General features: G+C 68.2%; 11 protein-coding genes and 2 pseudogenes. 5 read left to right on the forward strand and 8 right to left on the reverse strand.

The window, feature by feature from the left end:
* Window positions 1-141: 141 nt before the first annotated feature.
* The 5 genes from ACFC1X_RS24300 to ACFC1X_RS24320 form a co-directional block, all read right to left on the reverse strand.
* Window positions 142-801, reverse strand: a complete 660-nt coding sequence (locus ACFC1X_RS24300) for an HNH endonuclease family protein (RefSeq protein WP_376356883.1) — start codon at window positions 799-801, stop codon at window positions 142-144.
* A gap of 368 nt (window positions 802-1,169) precedes the next feature.
* Window positions 1,170-1,337 carry a hypothetical protein gene (locus tag ACFC1X_RS24305; RefSeq protein ID WP_376356885.1) on the reverse strand — a complete coding sequence of 56 codons (168 nt, stop codon included), beginning with the start codon at window positions 1,335-1,337 and terminating at the stop codon, window positions 1,170-1,172.
* 571 nt (window positions 1,338-1,908) lie between these two features.
* On the reverse strand, window positions 1,909-3,117 hold the full coding sequence (locus tag ACFC1X_RS24310) for a hypothetical protein (RefSeq protein ID WP_376356887.1): 1,209 nt from the start codon (window positions 3,115-3,117) through the stop codon (window positions 1,909-1,911).
* 287 nt (window positions 3,118-3,404) lie between these two features.
* A complete protein-coding gene (locus ACFC1X_RS24315) occupies window positions 3,405-7,532 on the reverse strand; it encodes an NACHT domain-containing protein (RefSeq protein WP_376356889.1) in 4,128 nt (1,375 codons plus the stop codon).
* Window positions 7,533-8,302: 770 nt separating this feature from the next.
* Window positions 8,303-8,872: a hypothetical protein gene (locus ACFC1X_RS24320; RefSeq protein WP_376356891.1), complete on the reverse strand. Its 570-nt coding sequence runs from the start codon at window positions 8,870-8,872 to the stop codon at window positions 8,303-8,305.
* A 1,469-nt stretch (window positions 8,873-10,341) separates the two neighbouring features.
* Here ACFC1X_RS24320 and ACFC1X_RS24325 point away from each other — a divergent pair.
* Window positions 10,342-11,871, forward strand: a complete 1,530-nt coding sequence (locus ACFC1X_RS24325) for a tetratricopeptide repeat protein (protein WP_376356893.1) — start codon at window positions 10,342-10,344, stop codon at window positions 11,869-11,871.
* 7 nt (window positions 11,872-11,878) lie between these two features.
* Here ACFC1X_RS24325 and ACFC1X_RS24330 read toward each other — a convergent pair whose 3' ends face one another.
* Window positions 11,879-13,648, reverse strand: a complete 1,770-nt coding sequence (locus ACFC1X_RS24330) for a helix-turn-helix domain-containing protein (RefSeq protein WP_376356895.1) — start codon at window positions 13,646-13,648, stop codon at window positions 11,879-11,881.
* A 1,107-nt stretch (window positions 13,649-14,755) separates the two neighbouring features.
* Between ACFC1X_RS24330 and ACFC1X_RS24335 the strand changes: the two are divergent.
* Window positions 14,756-15,238, forward strand: a pseudogene (locus ACFC1X_RS24335) (transposase family protein); the annotation flags it as partial.
* 280 nt (window positions 15,239-15,518) lie between these two features.
* Here the strand turns inward: ACFC1X_RS24335 and ACFC1X_RS24340 are convergent.
* Together ACFC1X_RS24340 and ACFC1X_RS24345 are read right to left on the reverse strand one after the other, a co-directional pair.
* A pseudogene (locus ACFC1X_RS24340) lies at window positions 15,519-16,191 on the reverse strand (HNH endonuclease family protein).
* Window positions 16,188-16,751 (reverse strand): hypothetical protein, encoded by a 564-nt coding sequence (locus tag ACFC1X_RS24345; protein ID WP_376356897.1) that lies wholly within the window; start codon window positions 16,749-16,751, stop codon window positions 16,188-16,190. Before ACFC1X_RS24345 ends, ACFC1X_RS24340 begins: the two are co-directional and overlap by 4 nt.
* A 616-nt stretch (window positions 16,752-17,367) precedes the next feature.
* Here ACFC1X_RS24345 and ACFC1X_RS24350 point away from each other — a divergent pair.
* The 3 genes from ACFC1X_RS24350 to ACFC1X_RS24360 all read left to right on the forward strand — a co-directional run bounded on the left by ACFC1X_RS24350 (window position 17,368) and on the right by ACFC1X_RS24360 (window position 19,178).
* The gene (locus tag ACFC1X_RS24350) at window positions 17,368-17,631 is read left to right on the forward strand and encodes a helix-turn-helix transcriptional regulator (protein ID WP_376356899.1); all 264 of its coding nucleotides are present in this window, start codon (window positions 17,368-17,370) and stop codon (window positions 17,629-17,631) included.
* 159 nt (window positions 17,632-17,790) lie between these two features.
* Window positions 17,791-18,693 (forward strand): DUF6083 domain-containing protein, encoded by a 903-nt coding sequence (locus tag ACFC1X_RS24355; protein ID WP_376356901.1) that lies wholly within the window; start codon window positions 17,791-17,793, stop codon window positions 18,691-18,693.
* A complete protein-coding gene (locus ACFC1X_RS24360; protein ID WP_376356903.1) occupies window positions 18,690-19,178 on the forward strand; it encodes a hypothetical protein in 489 nt (162 codons plus the stop codon). Before ACFC1X_RS24355 ends, ACFC1X_RS24360 begins: the two co-directional genes overlap by 4 nt.
* Window positions 19,179-19,252: the final 74 nt, after the last annotated feature.

Below are 19,252 nucleotides of genomic sequence, written 5' to 3' on the forward strand. Positions count from 1 at the left end.
GGGGGGGGGCTCGACTTCCACACACACAGAAACCCCCCCACACCCCCCCGAGGTTCTGGGGGCCCCGCTCCGCGGGCGCGCCGTGACGCTCGGAGCCCTCGACCCAATGGACGTTTCCCCTACTCGTACTCTGGCTGGCCCCTACATGGCCGGCTCGTACGTCACGGTCTGCCCCGGGCAGCCGACCGCCACCTCGCGCAACGCGGCCGCTTCGGCTTCGTCGGCCGACAGGCTCCAGCGCAGTTTCGTGCCCACCCACTCGGCGACGTACCGGCAGTGCGCCTCGGTCGCCGGCGGCAGCCACTGGGCAGGGTCCTGGTCGGACTTGGACCGGTTCGAGCGGGCGGTGACCGCAACCAGGCTGGCATCCGCGCCGAGGTCGTTGGCATACGCCTCCCGCCGCTGCGCGGACCAGGTGGAGGCGCCGCTGTCCCAGGCCTCGGCGAGCGGGCCCATGTGGTCGATGTCCAGACCCGAGGCCGACGTCACCCACATCTGGTCGTAATACGACCACCACCGGCCGCCCGTCAGACGGCACTTCGCCCCCACCGTCGGCGGCTCCACCGCCTCCGCGATCAGGACCTCCGCGCGGGTATTACAGCCGTCGGAGGGGTTGGCGCCAGAGTTCCAGTGGCGGAAGGCGTCACGGTCATAACCGGCACGGGACTCGTCCGCTACCGGCAGGGCCGCGATGGCGTCGGTCAGGGAGAGCGTGTCCGCCGCATGGGCAGGGGTGGAGACGGTGAGCGGCAGGACGGCGAGGGAGGCAGCGGCCAGGCCGCGCAGCACGGTCTTGAGCATGAGCCGTTGATAACGGCAGGCGAGGGGGCGCGATCAGGCGTTTGGCGAGTGCGCCGCCCGTGTGGGTGCAATGGTCGTACCGGCACCGGCGTGACCTGTTTCGTCCGCGCGCGGCTGTCGGTCTCGGCCCGGCAATCGGTGCTGGGAAGAGGTGGCACAGGTATCGATGATGGTCCGGGCCCGGCCGAAAGCGGGAGCGAAGGCGATGCAGGCGTTGCAGAAAACTGCCCGGTGACAGGTAAGAGCCGCCCCCGGCCGCGGCGGGGAGCCATGGTGGCAGCGAGCCAGGGGGCGGCAAGGGGTCACCGGGAACCCTCACTTGCGCCTTCCGTACAGCTGAGGCCGGCAGACGCGGTCGTGGTCGAGATTCACCCGGGTGAGTGACGTTTCTCCATGCGGGTCGACAGCCGGTACGTGCCGTCGACCTCCTGGACCGAGGGTGGGAGATCGGGCGAATGCGGCGGGCGCTGGTAGCGGTACCGGCGCAGGATGTGCCGCCAGGCGCGGGCGGCGACCGGGTGGGGGCGGTGGGCCATGGCGGACAGGATGGCAGACGATCACCGAGGGTGAAGACCATTGTGTCAACGTCCGGTCCGTCTCCTCGTTGGTGAGGGTGAGGTGGTAGCAGCCGGCGTTAATGCGAGTCGGATCCCGCAGGTGCGGTGCGGCTCGCAGTGGATGGCACCTTTCGTCTCCAGCTCACCCAGTTGGTAGTGCACGGCTCTCATCGCGGGAGGCCTGGCCTTGGACACCGACTCCTGCAGCGCGGCCCCAGCCTGGGAGTACCGCAGGCCGGCCGGTCCTATCTCGGTAACTGCCCCGGCCGCACACAGAACGGCACCCGCTGACGGCAACCTGCCCGGCTCCCCTACGCATGCCTCAGGGTTCAGCCGCTGAACCGGGCGGCACCGTGCACCGGGGTGATCCGCCCGGTGGGTCGGGCCGTCCGCTCTTGAGGCAGCTTGCCTCGGAAGGGATCCTGCCTGACTTGCGAGCTGGGGCAAAGGTGCGGTGGTCAGGTAGCCAGGACAGAGACGGCCCCGCGGTCCACTGCGGTCTCAAGACAGTCGTCATCCGGTCGCACATTCGCTCTCGCTGGCCAGCCGTTCATTCGATCTCGCCGCTTTCGATTCCTGCTGCTTCAAGTTCCTCACCGTGGGTCAGGAGCAGGCCGCAGAGGGGGCAGGAAAATGATTCGACGAGTCCAACGTCAACTGTCCGGTCGGGATGGGGGCAGCTTCCGTCAGGACACCAGCAGTCTGTGGCGTCGAGATCGCCGAACACGTTGCCGTCGTATCCGCAAGCCGGGCAGGGTCGCCACCAGAGGTGATCGCCGTCTGGCACCTGGCTGCTGCGGAGTGCTCCGTTCATCTCTTTCAAGCTGGTGAGGAGCGGCAGGTCCGGGTGCTCGGCACATGCCTCGGCAAGGCCAGCGGTGATGCTCGAGGAGATCAGTACCTTGACTGCTACGGCTGTCTGAACCTTCCGTCCAATGCCCGGGACGGCGTGTGAGGCGTCCGGACGAGAGGGAAACGGCAGTACCCGGTAGTCCGTGAGGAGCTCGCTGGCAGTCTGACGAGCCCGCGCTCCGGCGATCCGCAGCCCGGTCACCAGCGATGTGCGCAGCGTGGCGAGGTCCACATCCTGTTGGTGGTTGGCGGACCGCCGGGCGGATCCCCAGGACGCGACCTCGATGGCCGTTGCTACAGCTGTGCTAAGCGCTCCGTAAGCGGCAGTCCGCTCATGGAGCGCGCGTTCCTCGGCAGCAGCTTCGATGTTGGGACGGTCACCGCTCTTCAAGTCGGGCATGGCGGCAACCTGGTCCAGGTCGGTGAACACAGCCTCGTACTCGCCCCAGAAGTCGGCTGCGTCCAGGCCGAGCTCGGCGCGCAGAGACTCGACGACCTGAAGACCGAGCCCGACAACCTCGCCGGCTGCGTGGTCATCGAGGTGAGCATAGTGGGCCACGCCGTTGCGGGAGTCGGCGACCAGTCTGAACCTCTTCTCGTCGACAGGCATCCGGCCCCGCATGAAGATCGACGCGTCCTTGAATGCTTCGACGATGCCGATCGTTCTCGCCTGGGTCAGAGGCATGACTCCTTGCGCATCACCGAACCCGAGCGCATGGAAGCGATGAGCACGGTCGTTCCTCTCAGAGATGAGCAACGGGTCGTATCGGCACAACAGCGCCTTGAGGAGGTGCTCGCAGCCGACACCGGTGTGAAGCACCGCGAAGGCTCGCTGACCCGCTCGCCACGACTGCAGGCTCGCGTGCACGAACTGGGCCGCCATGTCGACAAACTTCTGCTCGTTCAACTCGCTTCCGCCCTCGCCTGGGCCCGTCCCCCCTTGGACGGCTGCCTTCCTACGTTACGGCGGTCGGCTCTCCTCCATGCCCAGGTTGGTCGACTGGCGGGTACTGGCGGCCTCCCCTTGGGACCGCCGCTGCTTGCGGCATGGTGCCCGCAGAGGGGAGATCAGGTCCGACACCCACCTGAAGCGACTTCTACAAGCGGCTACGTCGCAGCGCTCACCCCGCGCGAGTATTCCTGTTCTTCCATTGATTGACAGGCGGGCGGGTCGGTCCGGGCGAGTCGTCATGGTCAGGTTTGGTGCCCTGGCGGCCTGCAGTCCAGCACTTTGGCCTGTACGGGAAGCCGATGGGCTGCGGCCTGTTGGTGCTGTTGCTGCTCGATCTGCTCCCGGCTGTGGATTGGGGAGCAGACCGGCCGCCTGTTGGGATCCCAGATGTCGCAGTCGAAGAATCCGACCAGGAGGACGCCGGCCGTGCGGGGGTGGCACAGGTAGCGGGCTACCAGCTGGTCGGTCAGTGCCGTAGGGAGTGTGGGGTTCCAGCACCCCTTGCACTCGATGACAACCGTGACCGGGGCCGGGTCGTCGGGAGCAGTGGCGGCCTGGATGTGGATGTCGGTGCGGCCTCCTCCGCCGACGCCGGGGCGGTTGACTTGCACTTCGCGGTTGAGGATGACGCGCCGGTGTTCAAGCTGCATCTTCAGCAGACCGGTCACCAGGTCGCTGAAATCTTCCTCCCACATCGGCCACCAGGAAGAGCTGGCGGCCGAGGCGCTGCGGTTCCACAACAGGGTCGCCAGTCCGTTCGGTGCCGAGAGGGCTTCCTGGACGCTGTCCAGGGCTTCCATGACGACGTCGAGGAGGTGGGCCTCGTTGCTGATCACGCGTTTCCGGTGATCGTCGGCTAGTCGTCGAAGCTGGTCGGCTGTCAGGGGCTGGAGCTGGCGTTCGGCGGCATGGCGCACGGTGCGCCGTGCCAGCCGGTGCAGGCGGCGGGTCTGGTGGGGCACGGAGTCTGCCAGGGCAAGGAGCTGGGTTGCTGCGGCCTGGGTGCGCTTGTCTGCCATCAACTGGAGGAGGCTGTCGGCGAGGTCGTGGAGCCGGTCGGTCGTGGTGATGGAGTAGGCGACGCCGGGCTCGTGTTCGGGGCGGGGTTGCTGAAGTTCTTCTCGTGTCTGCAGGCGGCGGTGGAGGTCGGCGAGATCGGCTTCGCTGAGCGCGGCCACGCCGTCGGGCCAGTGGTGCCGGAGGGTGAGGTGTGTGGCAGTACGGCCGATGACCTCGTCACAGAGTTGAGGGGTCTCGTCGAAGTGATGACGGATGGTGGGCCACAGCCCAGGCAGAACGTCGAAGGACATCACGATGCGTACGGCCCTGATCCAGCGTTCCTGCTGTTGCGGATCCCGGTGGGGGCCTGCCTGCACTGCGTCGGTCAGGAGTGCTCGCGCTGTGGTGTGGCCGTGGTGGGCCAGTGCGGCCAGGGCTGTGGCCCAGGATTCAGCCGACCGGCCTGGGGCGGCCGCCCAGCGCTGGATGATGCTGCATGGTGCCGGCAGCGGCAGTTGCGCAAGAGTGCGGACCGCTTCGGCAAGACGATGGGCGTCGAGTACGTCCAGGCATAGTTCCAGTGCGGCACCGAAGGCGGAGCCGGCCTGTTGGGCACAGTCCCGCAGGAGAGTGTGGTGCTGTGTGGTTTCCTGCGCCCGGGGCGTCATCGTGGCCAGAGCCACCGCCCAGCCGGCCCAGCGGACGGCCTGATGGTGGCCTAGGGCGTTGTGCGCCTCGTCGAAGGAGACGAACCCCAGGGCCGTCAGTTCCGGTACTTCGGTGGCGTTCGGGCCCCAGGGGTCCATGTGCTGGCTGGTCCATACAGGGACCGCGGCCAGTACATGCCGTGCGGTTCTGGTCAGTTCTTCGTGCAGGTCGCTGCCCGGGTCGGGCAGCGATGGCGCTTGGGCGACTGCATTGATCAAGGGCTGGGAGGAGGGCTGGTTCGGGGGGCGTGTGCCGTCGGTGGTGCGGTGCAGGTGGCCCAGGACAGCGAGCCATGCTTCCCGCACCGTGTCCGGGCCGGCTGACTGCGCAGTCTGCAGGGCGGTGCGCAGCGCGTGCTCGTTGAAGGTGTTGCGGCGGCGTTCGTCTTCCTGGCGTTCGCGGCTGCGGCGCTGCCATTTTGGCTCCGGTCCGTCCCACCAGGCCGTGTCCCGTTTCAGGGCATCGTCCGTCTGCCGGGCATCATCGACGGCCTGGCGCAGTACTGTGTCCGATGGTCGTGGGCGGTGGCTGAGGAGGGGGCGTGCCGCGGTGCGCGATTCCTGGGACAGGGTGGGCCAGGCGGTGGCCCAGTGCAGGAGATCTTCGTCGGGGAACAAGCCCGTGTCCGGGTTGTGGTGGGCGAGATGTAGCACGTTGTCCGGGTCGGCGTGCTGCAGCACGTATGAGGCGAGGCGGCGGCGCAGTTCCGGTGCGCCGTGCAGGGCGCTGCTGAGGGATTCGAAGGCGGTGCGCGCGTCGGTGCGGTAGGCGAGTTCGCGATCGGCTGCGAGTGCGACGAGGGCTTGCCCGGCCCGTTCTTCCAGCAGGGGGTCCGGCTGTGCGGGGGTGTGGCTCAGCTGGGTGATGCAGGCGGCCAGCACCGTGGCCGCGATGGCGGCCTTGGGGCTCTTCTCTTTCAGTGCGTTGACGGACCAGTCGAGGAGGCTTCCGGCCTGGCCGGTGATCTTGTCCAGCCTGTCGAGGGTGAGACGCCAGGGCCATTCATCGAGGTCGGGCAGCAAGTCGAGGTAGTCGGTGACGGACAGGTGGTGCGGCCACAGGTGCTCGAGGGCTGCGCCGGCGACGCTGGGCTTGGAGTCGGATGCCAGGGTGCGCAGCCGGGCTACAGCTGCTGGGTCCTCGGCCTCGTGCAGGACGTCGAGGGCGAAGGCGCGGATCCGGGTGGGTGCGTTCGTCTCCTCTGCGAGTGCCAGCAGGTATGGGGTCAGACCGGCAGGCTGGCACTTTCCCGCGATCCACAGGGCGAGGTAGCGCTGGTCCGGGTCTGAATGCGGTGTCAGGAACGGCTGCAGTTGCGGGGCGAGGCCCGGATGGTTCAGCCGGTCGATTTGGTCCCAGCCGATGCGGTAGGGCTCCTGGACGGGGGCCGAGTCGAGTATGGCCTGGGCTGTCCTTCGGCGGTGCTCTGCGGGCAGGGCCTGGAGGTCGGCCAGGAGCAGGATGTACGGGTCGTGCTCGAGGAGGTCGTCGAAGAGTGTGTCGTCGACGGCGGCCAGGCGGGCGGCTATTTCCTGGTGCTCGGGCATGATGTGGCGGGCCTGGCCGGTTCCGGCCCACAGCAGCGCGCCGTGCGCGGCGGGCTCTACGGCTGTTGCCAGGTATTCAGCGGCCAGGTGTTCCTGCAGGCTTCGGTGGGCGAATACCCATCTGCGCTGGCCCACGGCGGTCAGGAGGCCGGACTCTGTGAGGTGGAGCAGTTCATGCCGGCCGCACCCTGGTGTGCCGTCGATTCCTGGCACGTGATCTCCGCCCAGGGTGTCCAGGTGCAGCTCTCCCGGCCCGTGGCGGGCACCGTCGGCGAGCGCGGCGCACCGGCTGAACTGCAGGGCGGCTGCGGCCCAGCGGGCCACGTCGAGGAGATGGTCCACAAAGGGCCGTTCCTGGCGCTGCGAGAAGTTCTGCGGCCAGGTTTCGGTGCAAAGCGTACGGCAGGCTTGTGTGAAGGCCTCCGCGACCGTGATGGGCAGTTCTCGTCCCTCTATCCGGGCCTTGATGAGGGGGATCAAGGTGGCCGGCTGCTGCGCGAGGGCCTGCAGACCCCGGCTGAGGACGTGCTCCATGAACGCGGCACCGTCCAGGCCGCTTTGGTCGACGGCGTACTGGGCGTCGGCTGGGCTGAGGGCCGCCAGTGTCACCATCGCGACCTGTCCCGGCTCCGGCCACAGGTCGCGCAGGCCTGTCTCCAGGTTCTCGGGCCACCGGGTCGTACGGCAGGCGATCCGCAGCCGGAGCCGGCGCCGCTCGTTCGGGGACAGGGCGCGCAGCTGGGTCAGCAACACCTTGTCGAGCCCTTGGATGTCGCTCAGCCCCTCGTCCAGGCCGTCCAGCAGCACATGCTGTGTTCCGTCGCCCTCGGGCTTCAGATGGTGCCGTAGGTGTGCGGCCGCGGTGGCCGTGTCATACACGTCCTGCCCGAGGTGGGTCAGCGTCGCAGGAGTTGTGTCATCGAGCAGGCGGGCGAGTTCCTGCTCGAACGCGACTGACTTGCCGCAGCCCCGCTCCCCCAGTACCACTACCACGGGAACATCCCGAACGTCGCCGAATTGGGTTCCCTCGCCTGTGCGCGGGCGATGCTCGACAGCCTGCTGCTGGTCCAGTTCGTCAGGCAGAGCTTCCAGGGCCCGTCGCCATGCGTATCGCATCCCGTCATTGTCTCCGACGTTGCAACGTCATCGGTGCGGTATCCGGGTGGTCACAGGGAGTGGGGACAGGTGCAGTCGGACAGGGCTACGCCAGCGGACTGGCGGGTATGGCCACCGACTACGGGATCGATGTGGAGGATTGAACCGAACGCACGACTAGATTACCGAGGCACATCGCGGCATAGGTGCGCGAACATCACAGCGTCCTCGCTCCGCACCGGGACACTCCCCGCTGAGATCTCGCCAGCAACGACTCCGCCGTGCTTACGGCATGCGCACCCGGCATGCGCTGACCCACGGTCAGCCAGCAATCGTCCGTGACGCCGTGCCATGCGGCCATTGAGGGATAGCCCTATGGATGGGGAGACGGTGTGGCGTCCTCCGTCTGGCGTCGGCGACGAGCCCGCCGTAAGGGCGCCAAGTTGCGGGTGTCCATGGCCGCGGCAACGACGACGGCCGCCAGCACTCCTGTTGCGGCTGCTGCTGCAAGGTTGGCCCATCCTTGGGCATATTGAGTCAGTTTGGCAGCCAGGGCTGCTGTTGCGCCGCCTGCGCTGATCTGGCCGAATGTTGACCGACGGGCTCGGTGGACGGCGTTGCGTAGGCAGGTGAGACAGGACAGTTTCGCGTCTCGGTCGCGCGTCCCCTGCCGCTTTCGGTGTTCGATATTTGCGATGATTCTGTCGAATCGGCGGTCGAGGTCTTGCTCCGCCCCTGCCGCACTTTTCTGCAGCCTTCGGTAGTACCGGTAGAGGGTGGGTGCGAGGTCGTCATCCGTCTTGCTTGCCACTGCGTTCTCCTCTCAGGGGGATGAAGAAAGGTTCCAGGAGATCCAAGTTCACCTTCGCCTGGTCAAGTTTGGCGAGGCCTTTTGATTTTTGCACTCGTCGCGTGACTGCTGCTCCTCCTACTGTGTCAACTAGCCCTTCGCAGGTCAGCAGGTGGATGAGTTCTGCTTCGACGGCTCTGCGTTCGCCGAGGCTTAAGCAGTCGATTGCCTGCAGGACGTGCCGGACGGGCTGCAGGTCGTCTGTGAGGTATTCGTCGAACACCTCCTCCAGCTTGTATTCAGCATAGGTTTGCATTCCGCATGTAGTTCGTTTCTCGCGGACAATCCCTTCTGCGATCTTTCGGATATCGCAGTAGGTGAAGGTCCTTTCGGGTTGGGAGAAGGCTCGCTCGAAGGCTTCGTCTGCGATTGCCAGTGGATCCACGACGAGGGGGGCGCATTCGAGTAGCAGGAAAATTCTTAGCCTGCCGATTTGTTTCTTGTACTGTTCGCGGAGTTCTGCCAGGCGGTCTTCCCGGTTCCGCTTGACGCGTCGCGGACGGATGATCAAGGCGGCTTCTCCTCCTGAAGAACGCGCCGGCAGCGGTCGGCGACTGAGGTGCCGCCCCTGCAACCTCCTTCGGTGACTGTATCGGCAGGGGCACCGGCGAGTGTTTATCGGAGGTGCGAAGTTACGCGCCATGATCACTTCTTTCGGTCGGTGTCTCTGTGGATACGTCTTGGTGGCCATTTCTGATCAGTTCGAGTGAGGCAAGCCGTGGCCTCGTAGAGGAGTGATGTAGGCGCCGATGAGGAATGTTTGTCGGTATCGGTGGGGGCCGTGTGCCTTCGTCTGTCGTCGGACCCGGGGGTAGGTATGTCTGTGGAGGCTGTTGCGGCGTTAGCCGCAGCTGGTGGATTGGCCGTGGTGCAGGCTGCTGGTACGGATGCTTGGGTGTCTGTGCGGCAGGCAGTCGCCCGGCTGCTGGGGCGGGGAAACTCTGAGCAGGAGGCTTCTGAACTGCAGCGTCTGGATTGCATGCAGATGGAACTGACGGCGGAGGCGAGTGACGCAGAGTCGCGAGTGAGGTGGGAGGGCGTCTGGCAGACACGCTTGGAACTGATGCTCCAGGCTCTTGGTGTCCAGGCGCGTGCTGAAGCCGCCGCGCAGCTGGCCGAGGTGGTGGAACGGGTCCGGTCGCTTCCGGGTGGGGTGCAGGCTGCGCCAGGAGGTGTGGCCGCAGGTAGAGACGTGCGGATCGCTGCCGAGGGGGGCTCGGTGGCTGGTGCGGTTGTCCGTGTAGAGGGGGGTGTGCATCTGGGGGGCCCTTTCCCTCCCGGGGCGAGGCCGCAGAGCTGATGCCCGCGGTGGAGGGAGTGGGCCAGGTGGTCGCGCGGGACGGAGCTGTGGCTGCCGGCCGTTTGGAGGTCGGCCAGTTGGTCGTGGCTGCTTCGTCTTCGAGCGGCCCCCGCATTGTGACGCTCACCGCCCCGATGGGGCTGCGGCATCCGAGGTATCCACTGCGGGGCCGCACGGAGCTGTTGCTTGACCTCCAGCGGCAATGCGAGGGGCAGGGGGACGGGCGTCTGCATGTCCTGCACGGATTGAGCGGCAGCGGTAAGACGTCGGTGGCTTTGGAGTCCGCGCACCGCATGCAGTTCCGCTTCGGGACTGCTTTTGGCCGCTGTACGTGGTGGATCGATGCGCGGCAGGCGGCATTGTTCGAAGGTGGGTTGCGGTCGGTTGCCCGGAGGGTGGGTGTGCCTGAGAGCCTCGTTGAGGCTGATGGGGTGGTGGATGTTTTGTGGCACCGGCTCAGTCAGGCGGACTGGCCCTGGCTGCTGGTGGTGGACGGAGTGGAAGATCCTTCGCTGCTGGACGGGCCTGGGCAGCTGGCGGCTGGAACCGGGTGGATTCGGCCGCATTCTTGCCCTTGTGGCCTGGTTCTGGTCACCACATGCGATGGAACTCCGGATGTCTGGGGGGCTGGTGCAGTCTTGCGTCCGGTACTTCCTCTGTCTGAGGGAGATGCTGTACGGGTGCTGATCGATCACGCCGGGCCTGGTGTCGAGCCAGTGGACGGTGCTTTTCGGCTGGCGCGCCGGCTGGGGGGCCTGCCTTTAGCGCTGCGGATGGCGGGGGACTATTTAGCCGAGGTGAATGAGATGCCAGAGGCTTTTCGTGACGCTGACATGCCCGCGGGCTTCGACGCTTTCGTGCGCGCGCTTGACGCACCGGTCGGTCCTGACCTAAGTCCTGCGCCTATGATTGCGGACATGCGGGGCCTTGCTCTTGGTCTGCTGGAGCGTCGCGGTTTCAAGTACGCGACTCCTCTGCTGGAGCTGCTGTCCGGATTTGCTGATGCTCCGATGCCGTACACCCTGGTGCTGCGTACTCCGCTCCTGCGCGGCGGGGACGGACTGGAGGAGATCGACGGCACGGCTGTGTGGCGGTCTCTGCGTGCTCTGGCGGCGCTGAGCATGATCGATCTCAGTCCGGCAGCGGGCGCCGAGGCGTCGGCTGACCATGCTGTTGTCCGGGCGACCGTTCGCGTGCATCCGCTGATCAGAGACCTCAGCAGCACTCCTCGGTACTTCTCGCTCGTAGTTGCCCTGCTGGGCCATGCGAGCGGTGCCTCTCAGGCCGGCAAACCGGAGGAGCCGGGGGCATGGGCGGGGTGGGCTCTTCTGGCTCCGCATGTGCTGCACCTGGTGGATCAGGAGGCGACCTTGGCTCAGGCGCCCTTGGAGGTCCAGGTCATGGGAGCGTCGGCTGCGGAGATGAGTGCTCGCTACCTGCAAGCACGCGGACTGGCCCGGCAGGCTGAGGCCGTCTTCAGCAAAGTGGTGCAGTGGCGCACACGCCTTTTGGGAGCGTCCGATCCCGAGACGCTGACTGCACAGCACAATCTCGCGGCGGCACTCCACGACATCGGTGAGCTGGCTCAGGCGGAGGCCGTCTACCAGCGGGTGTGGCAGGGGCACTGTGCAGCGCAGGGCTCGGATTTCCCCCACGGGTTGACGGCGCGGCACGAACTGGGACGGGTACTGCACGATCTGGGGCGCCTGGCCGAGGCAGAAGAGCATCTGTCTGCGGTACTGGAGAGCCGGCGGAGGCTTCAGGGGAACGAACACGGCCACACCCTGTCCGCGCGGCACGAACTGGCCCGCGTGCTTCATGATCTGGGCCGGTGGGAAGAGGCACGGCGAGCATATGAACAGGTACTCAGAGCCCGGCGGCGGGATCTAGACGAGGACCACCCGCGGACGCTGACGGTACTGCACAATCTCGCGTGCCTCGCCCAGGACGAGGGTCTGCTGGAGGAGGCTCTCGAGCAGTTCCGGGACGTGCACATCACGCGATCGCGGGTCCTCGGTGAGACACATCCTCAGACTCTGTCGACGGCCTACCGGCTCGGATGCGTGCTTCGGGACCGGGGAAATACGGCCGATGCATACGCCTTGTTGCACCAGGTTCATACAGCATTGTCATCGTCCCTGGGAGACCGCCACGCGCACGCTCGCAGGGCAGCATTGGCTTTGCGGACTCTGCCGTCGGCCTCTGGGTAGAGCCGTTTCATTCGTGGCTTTCGTTGAGCCGGCTGACCGCCGCAAGCAGGGTGGCCAGCGTATCCACGACGTTGGCGGCCCCTGCTTCCTTGAGCATGCGGGCATGGCGTTGGTGGGTGGCGACGCCGATGAACTGCACCCCAGCCGCGCGTGCGGCCAGAGCGTCGGCGAGGGACTCGCCGATGAGGAGTGTGCGTGCACGGTCGCCTCCGAGGCGACTGGTGGCCAGAGCGACCGCGTGGGGGTGCGGTTTCATCAGCCGAGGGTCTGTGGGGCGCCCGAAGACTCCCAGTTCTGGAACACTGGCGGCACCTGGCCCCAGGTGCGCGAGGAACGTCTGGACGGCGGCGCTGGCGTGGTCGGTGACCACAGCAAGCCGCCAGGGACCGCGGCTGAGCGCGCCCAGAAGCTGGGCAGCACCCGGCAAGGGCTTCGCATGACGTGCCGCGTTTGTTTCGTAGGTGGTCAGAATGCCGTCGAGGTGGCGGATCTGATCGGGCGATCCGCAGTCGACCACTGAGCGGAGCAGGGCGACGGGGTCGGCGGTGTCGCTGGTTTCCGGTCGCAGGTGCAGGCTGCTGGCCGCTTGGGCCAATTGGCCCGATACGGAGCGCACGTTGCCGGCGAAAAGCTTGCACAGGATGCCGTCGAAGCTGAACAGGATGGTCTGAGACTGGGCGAAGCATTGGCGAAGCCAGACAAGCTCGGGAGGGTTGCTTGCTGCTGTCAAGCGGGCGGAGTGGCGCAGGCTGTCTTCGACCCACGGGTACAGGGCTTCATACCAATTTTTGAAGTTGACGTAGTGGTGCTGTCCGTCGCGGGCAATGTCGTACAGACTGCCTTGGTACTCGGCTGCTGTCCCCCGTACTGGCCGGACCATGGGTGTGAGGGCTGTATCGCCGGCCAGGAGCGGAGAAAGCAGGGACAGTGTTCGCTCGTCGGAGCGAGCCAAATGAAGCCGACACAGCGTCTCCCAGCTCTCTGGCGAGAGTTGGGCGCGGAAGAAGACGTCCAGACGCTGCGGCAAGCTGGCAATGAGCTGGTCGACCTGTGCGTCCTCGCTTTCCATACGTCGGCGTGCCCGCTGCTGCTCTTCGGCGGTGGGGCCGTAGTATGCGGCGGCTGCTTCCACTGCCTGGCGTCGTCGCCTTTCCCGCAGGGCGCGTGTCTCCTGGCATAGGATGCGTGCCACTGTCGCGACAGGGCGGGTGTAGCAGGCTGCGATTTCTTTGACGAGCTCGTCTGCGACCTCTGGCACGTCTGTGCGGCCCGGTGCCAGGTGGGTTTCCAGGAGGGCGGTCACTGTTTCTCCGATTCCCTCCAGGCGCTGGCGGACCGCGGGGACATTGCCGATGTGCCTCTCCAGTGCGCGCATCGACACCCCTAGGGCGGCCGCCAGACGGGGCGTCAGGCCGTACCGCCCTTCTGCAGTCAGCCCCTGTGTCTCGAGGCGGCGATAACTGTGCAGCTTCAGCCCCAGCTCGTCACACAGATCGCTGGCGCGCAGACCGTTGGCCCGACGGAGCTCTGCCAACCCCCAGTTTTTGAGGCTGTTTTGGTTCGCCAACTGCAGAGGATGGACTCCGAGGGCTTCGGCAAGCCGGCGGATGCGCGGCGGGTCCGGGACACGCTGGCCGCTCTCGTAGGCAAGGATCTGCGCCTTGCTGGCCCCCACTCTGTCTCCGAGTTCTGCCGCGCTCAGGGCACCGTGCGCAGACTGCGAGCGCGCCTGTCTGAGACGGGCACCGGAAAACATCAGCGCCAAACCTCTCGCCATCGACGGCCCCCTCCCAGTCGGCGCGGTACATTTTACGTGCGCGGTGCTCTGGAATCAGGGGGTCAATTCACCCTGCCTGAAACCTTGCAAGCTGGGTGAACATGCCATCAAGGCGCACTGGCCCCTCCCGGAGGACTGCGCCGGACAACGACATTGGAGTCCGACACCGGTGACAACCGAGGCCGCCAGACAAGGGGCGGGCCCCGTGGCGATTGCAAATATCTCATCCACGGGACCCGGGTCGGCGACTCAGCGTCACGCAGAGCCTCTCCGTGTGCAGCGGAGAGGCTCTCCGGCTATACGAGCCCGGAGGATGCGCAACACTGGTCTCCGTCCCTCGGGTCCGGAGGATCCGGGGAGGAGCGCATCGCCTACCTCCTTCCGACTGAGGCGGCTCCGGAAGCCGAGGTCAGCCAGCTCGGAGGCCTGCTGACCCCGCCGCCCGGCACCGACACCAGGAAGGGGCTGACCACGACACTACCCGGCCGCCTTCCGTACTCGTTTACGAAGGCCAGCCCCGCCGTAGTACGCCACATCAGCCGCCAGACGCTGCCCGCTCCCCCACACGGCGCATCAGCGGCCGTCGAGTTCTGCTGCAGGGTTTCCAGTTGCGGCGTCGTACGCCTCACGGCACCCGGACGGGTAGCGCTGCCTCACCAGTAGTGAAGGGGGGCGCACGTAGCGTTGTGCGCCCCTGTCGCACCCCCGCACACCCCGAGGCGCGCGCAGTCGGCACGGCCCCTCACCTCCGAACGCCGAGCGCACGCCGGGCGGGAACGCTCCTGCGGGGCCTTGCGGTGGGCTAAGAGGCCCCCTCCATCACCGCGCCGCCCTCAGACCCCCTCCCGGGCACCCCTGCCCGGAGAGCGACCCACGGGCCACAGCAGCAGGCCGCACCCCGATCGCGCCCACGAACTGGCACCGGCGCATCCATCAACGAGTCCTCGACGTCGCCACCCCACTGCGTCTCGATGTTTGCTTCCGGAAATCGGCTGTGCTTCAGTGGCGCCGACTGTCGCTATGCGCCATCCGTACCAGCCGCCACAGGTGACAAGGCCAATGATCAAGCGCTGGCGTCCGCGCTCTCACTGTTCTCACCGGCGTCATGTCTTGGTGGTGGCCGTGTACTACCGCACGAACCTGACCATGCGGCAGCTCGGGCCGCTGTTCGAGATCTCACCCTCGACGGTGTGCCGGGTGATCCAGCGGAGCGGTCCGCTGCTCGCACTGGAGCCCGTTTCCCGACCAGGCGATGCGGCCGACCGGTTGGGGATCGTGGACGGCGCCCTCATCCCGGTCCGCGACCAAAATGTCGGCTCCTCGTCACGCAACTACCGGTTCTCGGCGAACGTGCAGGACAGAGTGGACGCCGACACCCGCTTGGTGATCGCGGCGGCCCGACCGGTGCGGACGCGCATGCCTGCCGGAACTCGGGCCTGGCCGGGCACTGCCAGGGCATGACCGTCCTGGCGGACGGCGCCTACCTCAACTGCGGCATGGTCACCCCGCACCGCAAACGCCCCCGACGCGAACTGCTACCCGAGCAAGGAGGATGACAACGCCGCGCACCGCAAGGTCCGCGCACGGGTGGCCAGCGGCCAGCGGCGCGTGGACGGTGGCGTGCTTGGCGCGGGTACCGTTGGCGAAGCGGTGTCCGGTGGGCCATGGCGAGCCGCCGTCCACCGGTGCCTGGACCAGTCGCATGACCGTGTTCCGGCTGGCCCTTGCCCCGAAGACGTCGGCCAGCCGGGCGCCGGCTCGGCCGGCCACAACCCGCCGAGCGACACGGCGGGCCGCAGGGGCGGCGCGGCGTGTCGCTCAGAGCCCCCGACCCAATGGGCATGGCACCTATTCGTGCTCTGGCTGGCCCCTACATGGCCGGCTCGTACGCCACGGTCTGTTCCGGGCAGCCGACCGCCACCTCGCGCAGCGCCGCCGCTTCGGCCTGGTCTGCCGAAAGGGTCCAGCGCAGCTTCGTGCCCACCCACTCCGCGACGTACCGGCAGTGCACCTCGGCCGCCGACGGCAGCCACTCGGCCGGATCCCGGTCGACTTTCGACCGGTTCGATCGGGCCGTGACCGCGACCAGGCTGGCCTCCGCGCCGAGGTCGTTGGCGTACGCCTCCCGCTGTGCCGCGGACCATGGCGAGGCGCCGCTGTCCCAGGCTTCGGCTAGCGGACCCATGTGGTCGATGTCCAGACCCGAAGCCGACGTCACCCACACCTGATCGTGGTACGACCACCAACGGCCACCCGTCAGACGTCACTTCGGGCCCACCGTCGGCGGCTCCACCGCTTCGGCGATCAGGACCTCCGCGCGGGTATTGCAGCCGTCGGAGGGGTTGGCGCCGGCGTTCCAGTGGCGGAAGGCGTCGCGGTCGTAACCGGCACGGGACTCATCCGCCACCGGCAGGGCCGCGATGGCGTCGGTCGGGGAGAGCGTGTCCGCCGCGTGGGCGGGGGGTGGAGACAGTGAGGGGCAGGACAGTGAGGTAAGCGGCGGCCAGGCCGCGCAGCACGGTCTCCGCCCCACAGGCCCTCATTTCGCGTGCGGACCGGGCGACCGCTTGAGGGTCCAGTGCAGGTCTTGCGTGTACGGGCAACCGTGCCATGAGCCGAGCACCCCGGCCGATGTCAGCTGGGTCAGCAGAGGCGGGAGCTCTTCAGGCTGCAGGCCGCAGGCTCTCGCCATTCGGTCGGGCTCGGCCAGGCCGCTGCCGAGCGCGTCCGTGTGTGCTGCGAAGTAGATACTTGCGAGTTGGTGGAGCCTGCTGGCTTCTGCCGTCTTGGACGGTCGGCCGGCGCGCAGGGCCCAGTCCGCTGCGCGGCGTCGGTCGGGGCGTGCTGGAGCCTGGCCGAGCAGGGCGGGGTCGAGGAGCCGGGCGGCGATCTCGCGGGGGGTGCTGGCGGGCAACGTGTGCAGCCAGTGTGCCTGTTCCAGGTCGTACCAGGGCTTTGAGGTGTCGAGGCGGAGGCTGCGCAGTACGCCTCTGGGGAGGCGGACGTGCAGGGTGTCGTCCACGCGGAGCGCGCACTGCAGGGCGAGCAGGCGCGCGGGAGGCGGGCTGTCGTCGGGGAGGGTGGCGGCCAAGTAGGTGAGCATGTCGCGGACGCGGGTCTTTTCGTCCGGCCCTCTGGGCCGTCGACGACGTCGGGGCGGGGCGGGCCGGGGTGCTGGGGCAAGGGCCGTGTCCGGGACGACGGCCGCCCGGGCAGTTGCTGCGGCGCAGGCGGTGCAGGTGTCGGTGAGTCTCCAGATCCGTCCGCCGCGTTCGCAGGCGAGGAGGAGGCGGATGGGGCCGTTGCAGCCGCGGTGGCGGGGGTGCCAGCGGCATCCGCGTTCGCGGCACTGGCAGGTGCGCAGGTGGGGTGGGCGGAGGTCGCAGCGTGCGTGTCGTGCGAGGTGTGCGAGGGCGGCTGAGCGGGCGGAGGCGGCGGCAACTTGGCGGCCTGTGTGGGGGCATTGCAGGCAGACGAGGGCGAGGCCGTCGGGGTGCGGGCGCAGTTCGACGGTCCAGGTGCCGGGTGGTGCCGGGCATGCTGTGCGCAGCCTCATGGGCGCGTGCTCCTCCTGCTTGTGCGCGCCGGTCTTCTCGTGGGGTGCGGGGCGGCGGTCACCCTAGTGCAGACCTCTGCCCTTGTGGCGGCTGGTGCGACCTGCGGAAATAGGGCAGAGGTCTGCACTGACAGGGCATGGGTCTGCACCGTCGGATGGACAGGTGACGATCTTGCCGCCCGATCCGGACCTCAACGCGCTGCGGCTGGAACTGGCGCGCCTGCGGGCCGCGCACGGATGGACCTACGACGAGCTCGCGGCCCGCAGTGGCCTGGCCAGGCGCACTCTCATCGAGATCGAGCAGGGCCGCACCGTCGGCACCTTGAAGACGTGGCACGCCCTCGCCCACGCCCTGGGCACGCCGCTGGATGAGCTCTTCAGCACGCTGTGCCACGGGCACGACCTGCCCGGCCCCGTCGACGACTGACTCCGTGGCCGCGCAGGCGCGGCAGATCACCCGAACTGGCGAGAGCCCTAGAACGCATGGCTGATTGTTCGCATGTCAGTCTCACCGGATGCGGCCGGCTGGGCGATCGCTCGGTGCCGCCGAGGCGGATCCGGCGTGTCGGCTGGCAGATTCGCCCTCATGCGCTCCACACCTCCCTCCGCGGCCCGGCACTGGGACAGCAGCCCGATCGCCGTGCGCCCGCGCCGTCTCCTGCAGATCTCCCCCGACGGCGCCAGCCGCCTGTTGCGCTGCGGCCAGCGCGACCGGTGCCGCGAGTGCGGCAACGGGATCGAGTGGTACCACCGCGGCACCGGCCCGCACCGGCGCCTGGTCCGTCTTCATCCCGGCGAACTGCCGGCCGCCCGCGTGCCCACCGCGTGCCGCTGGCACGTCAGCTCCGGTGTCGCCTACCCGGCCGGTGACGGCGGCAGCTGGTGCCGCCTGCTTCACGCGGTGCTCTGCCCCGCCCGGGATGCGGACCCGGCCTCGACCGATCTGGCCGGGCTGCGCCGGGCTCTGGCCGTGACCACGCGCCGTCTGATCGACTGCGGGGCCTTCAGTCCCAGCCCTGCCCCGGACCGCCCGGCGCCTGCAGGCGCCGCTGCGCAGGTCTGTCGTCCGGCTCGGCCCGTCGTGCAGCTGCTGTACGTGCGCTATCTCGCGTCCCGGCCGGTGGAGGAGATCCGGTGCACCGCGCAGACCCGGCGCCGCGACCGCTGTACCAGCCCGCTCCTCACCCCAGGCGCCCCGGCCGGCGCCTGGCGACTCATGCCCGTCACCACGGCGGGCGGCCAACTGGCCCTGCCCGCCGATATGATGGCCGTCTACGACCTGGGCCGCCTCCCCTATGCCGAGCAGCTGTGCTGGCGTGCCCAGCGCTGCCCGCAGCACGCCGCCCTGCCCACGGCTGCCGACCTGGCGGTCGCCGACTGGGAACCCTTCGATCCGCTGCGCCACCACGAACACGTCCACGCCCGCCTGCCCACCGGCGGACGGCGCCCCGGCCCCCACGGCCGCGTACGGCAGGCGGTCCGGCCGTGACGCCGCACCACGCCGTCGAGATCACGTTGACCAGGCCCGCCGCTCCCGGCGAACTGCGGGATGCGCGCTGCGGTGTGCCCCTGGCCGCGAGCGCGGACCGCACCCGGCTGATGACGCTCTACAGCGCCCGCAGCCCCGGTGGCGCCCTGCACGGGGTGCGGCGCCGACTGGGCGCGCGCTTGCCGGTCGACGTCCTGACCACGCACTACCCCGACCACCGTGGGCAGGTCCTGCTCAACGTCGCCCTGCCCCATTCCGCCGACAAGGCCCTGCGCCAGGCCGCGGCAGTCCTGGGGCAACGCCCCCAGGACCTGCTGCAGCGGCGGGTGACCACGGTCCTCGCCCAGGACGCCCGGGAACACGCCCGTCGCCTGGAGGCCCGGCTCGAAAACCTGCTCGCCGACCACACGCCCGATGAAGTGCTGTCCTGCGTGGCCGGCCTCCTGTACCGCCACCAGCGCCCTCCCGTCCGCACAGCGCCGTGACTCCCCCCTGCCCCGCTCACGATGCGGCGGCTGCAGGCGCCTCTTTCCCTTTGGTCCTCTTCAGCTTCCACGGA

Origin of the sequence: Streptomyces sp. NPDC056128 (assembly GCF_042263835.1) — a bacterium.
Taxonomy (GTDB): domain Bacteria; phylum Actinomycetota; class Actinomycetes; order Streptomycetales; family Streptomycetaceae; genus Streptomyces.

Bases quoted from the DNA above. Each gene is read 5' to 3' on its own strand.
- ACFC1X_RS24305 (WP_376356885.1), bottom strand. From the start codon at position 1,337: ATGGCCCACCGCCCCCACCCGGTCGCCGCCCGCGCCTGGCGGCACATC.
- ACFC1X_RS24300 (WP_376356883.1), bottom strand. From the start codon at position 801: ATGCTCAAGACCGTGCTGCGCGGCCTGGCCGCTGCCTCCCTCGCCGTC.
- ACFC1X_RS24315 (WP_376356889.1), bottom strand. From the start codon at position 7,532: ATGCGATACGCATGGCGACGGGCCCTGGAAGCTCTGCCTGACGAACTG.
- ACFC1X_RS24345 (WP_376356897.1), bottom strand. From the start codon at position 16,751: ATGCTCACCTACTTGGCCGCCACCCTCCCCGACGACAGCCCGCCTCCC.
- ACFC1X_RS24330 (WP_376356895.1), bottom strand. From the start codon at position 13,648: ATGGCGAGAGGTTTGGCGCTGATGTTTTCCGGTGCCCGTCTCAGACAG.
- ACFC1X_RS24355 (WP_376356901.1), top strand. From the start codon at position 17,791: ATGCGCTCCACACCTCCCTCCGCGGCCCGGCACTGGGACAGCAGCCCG.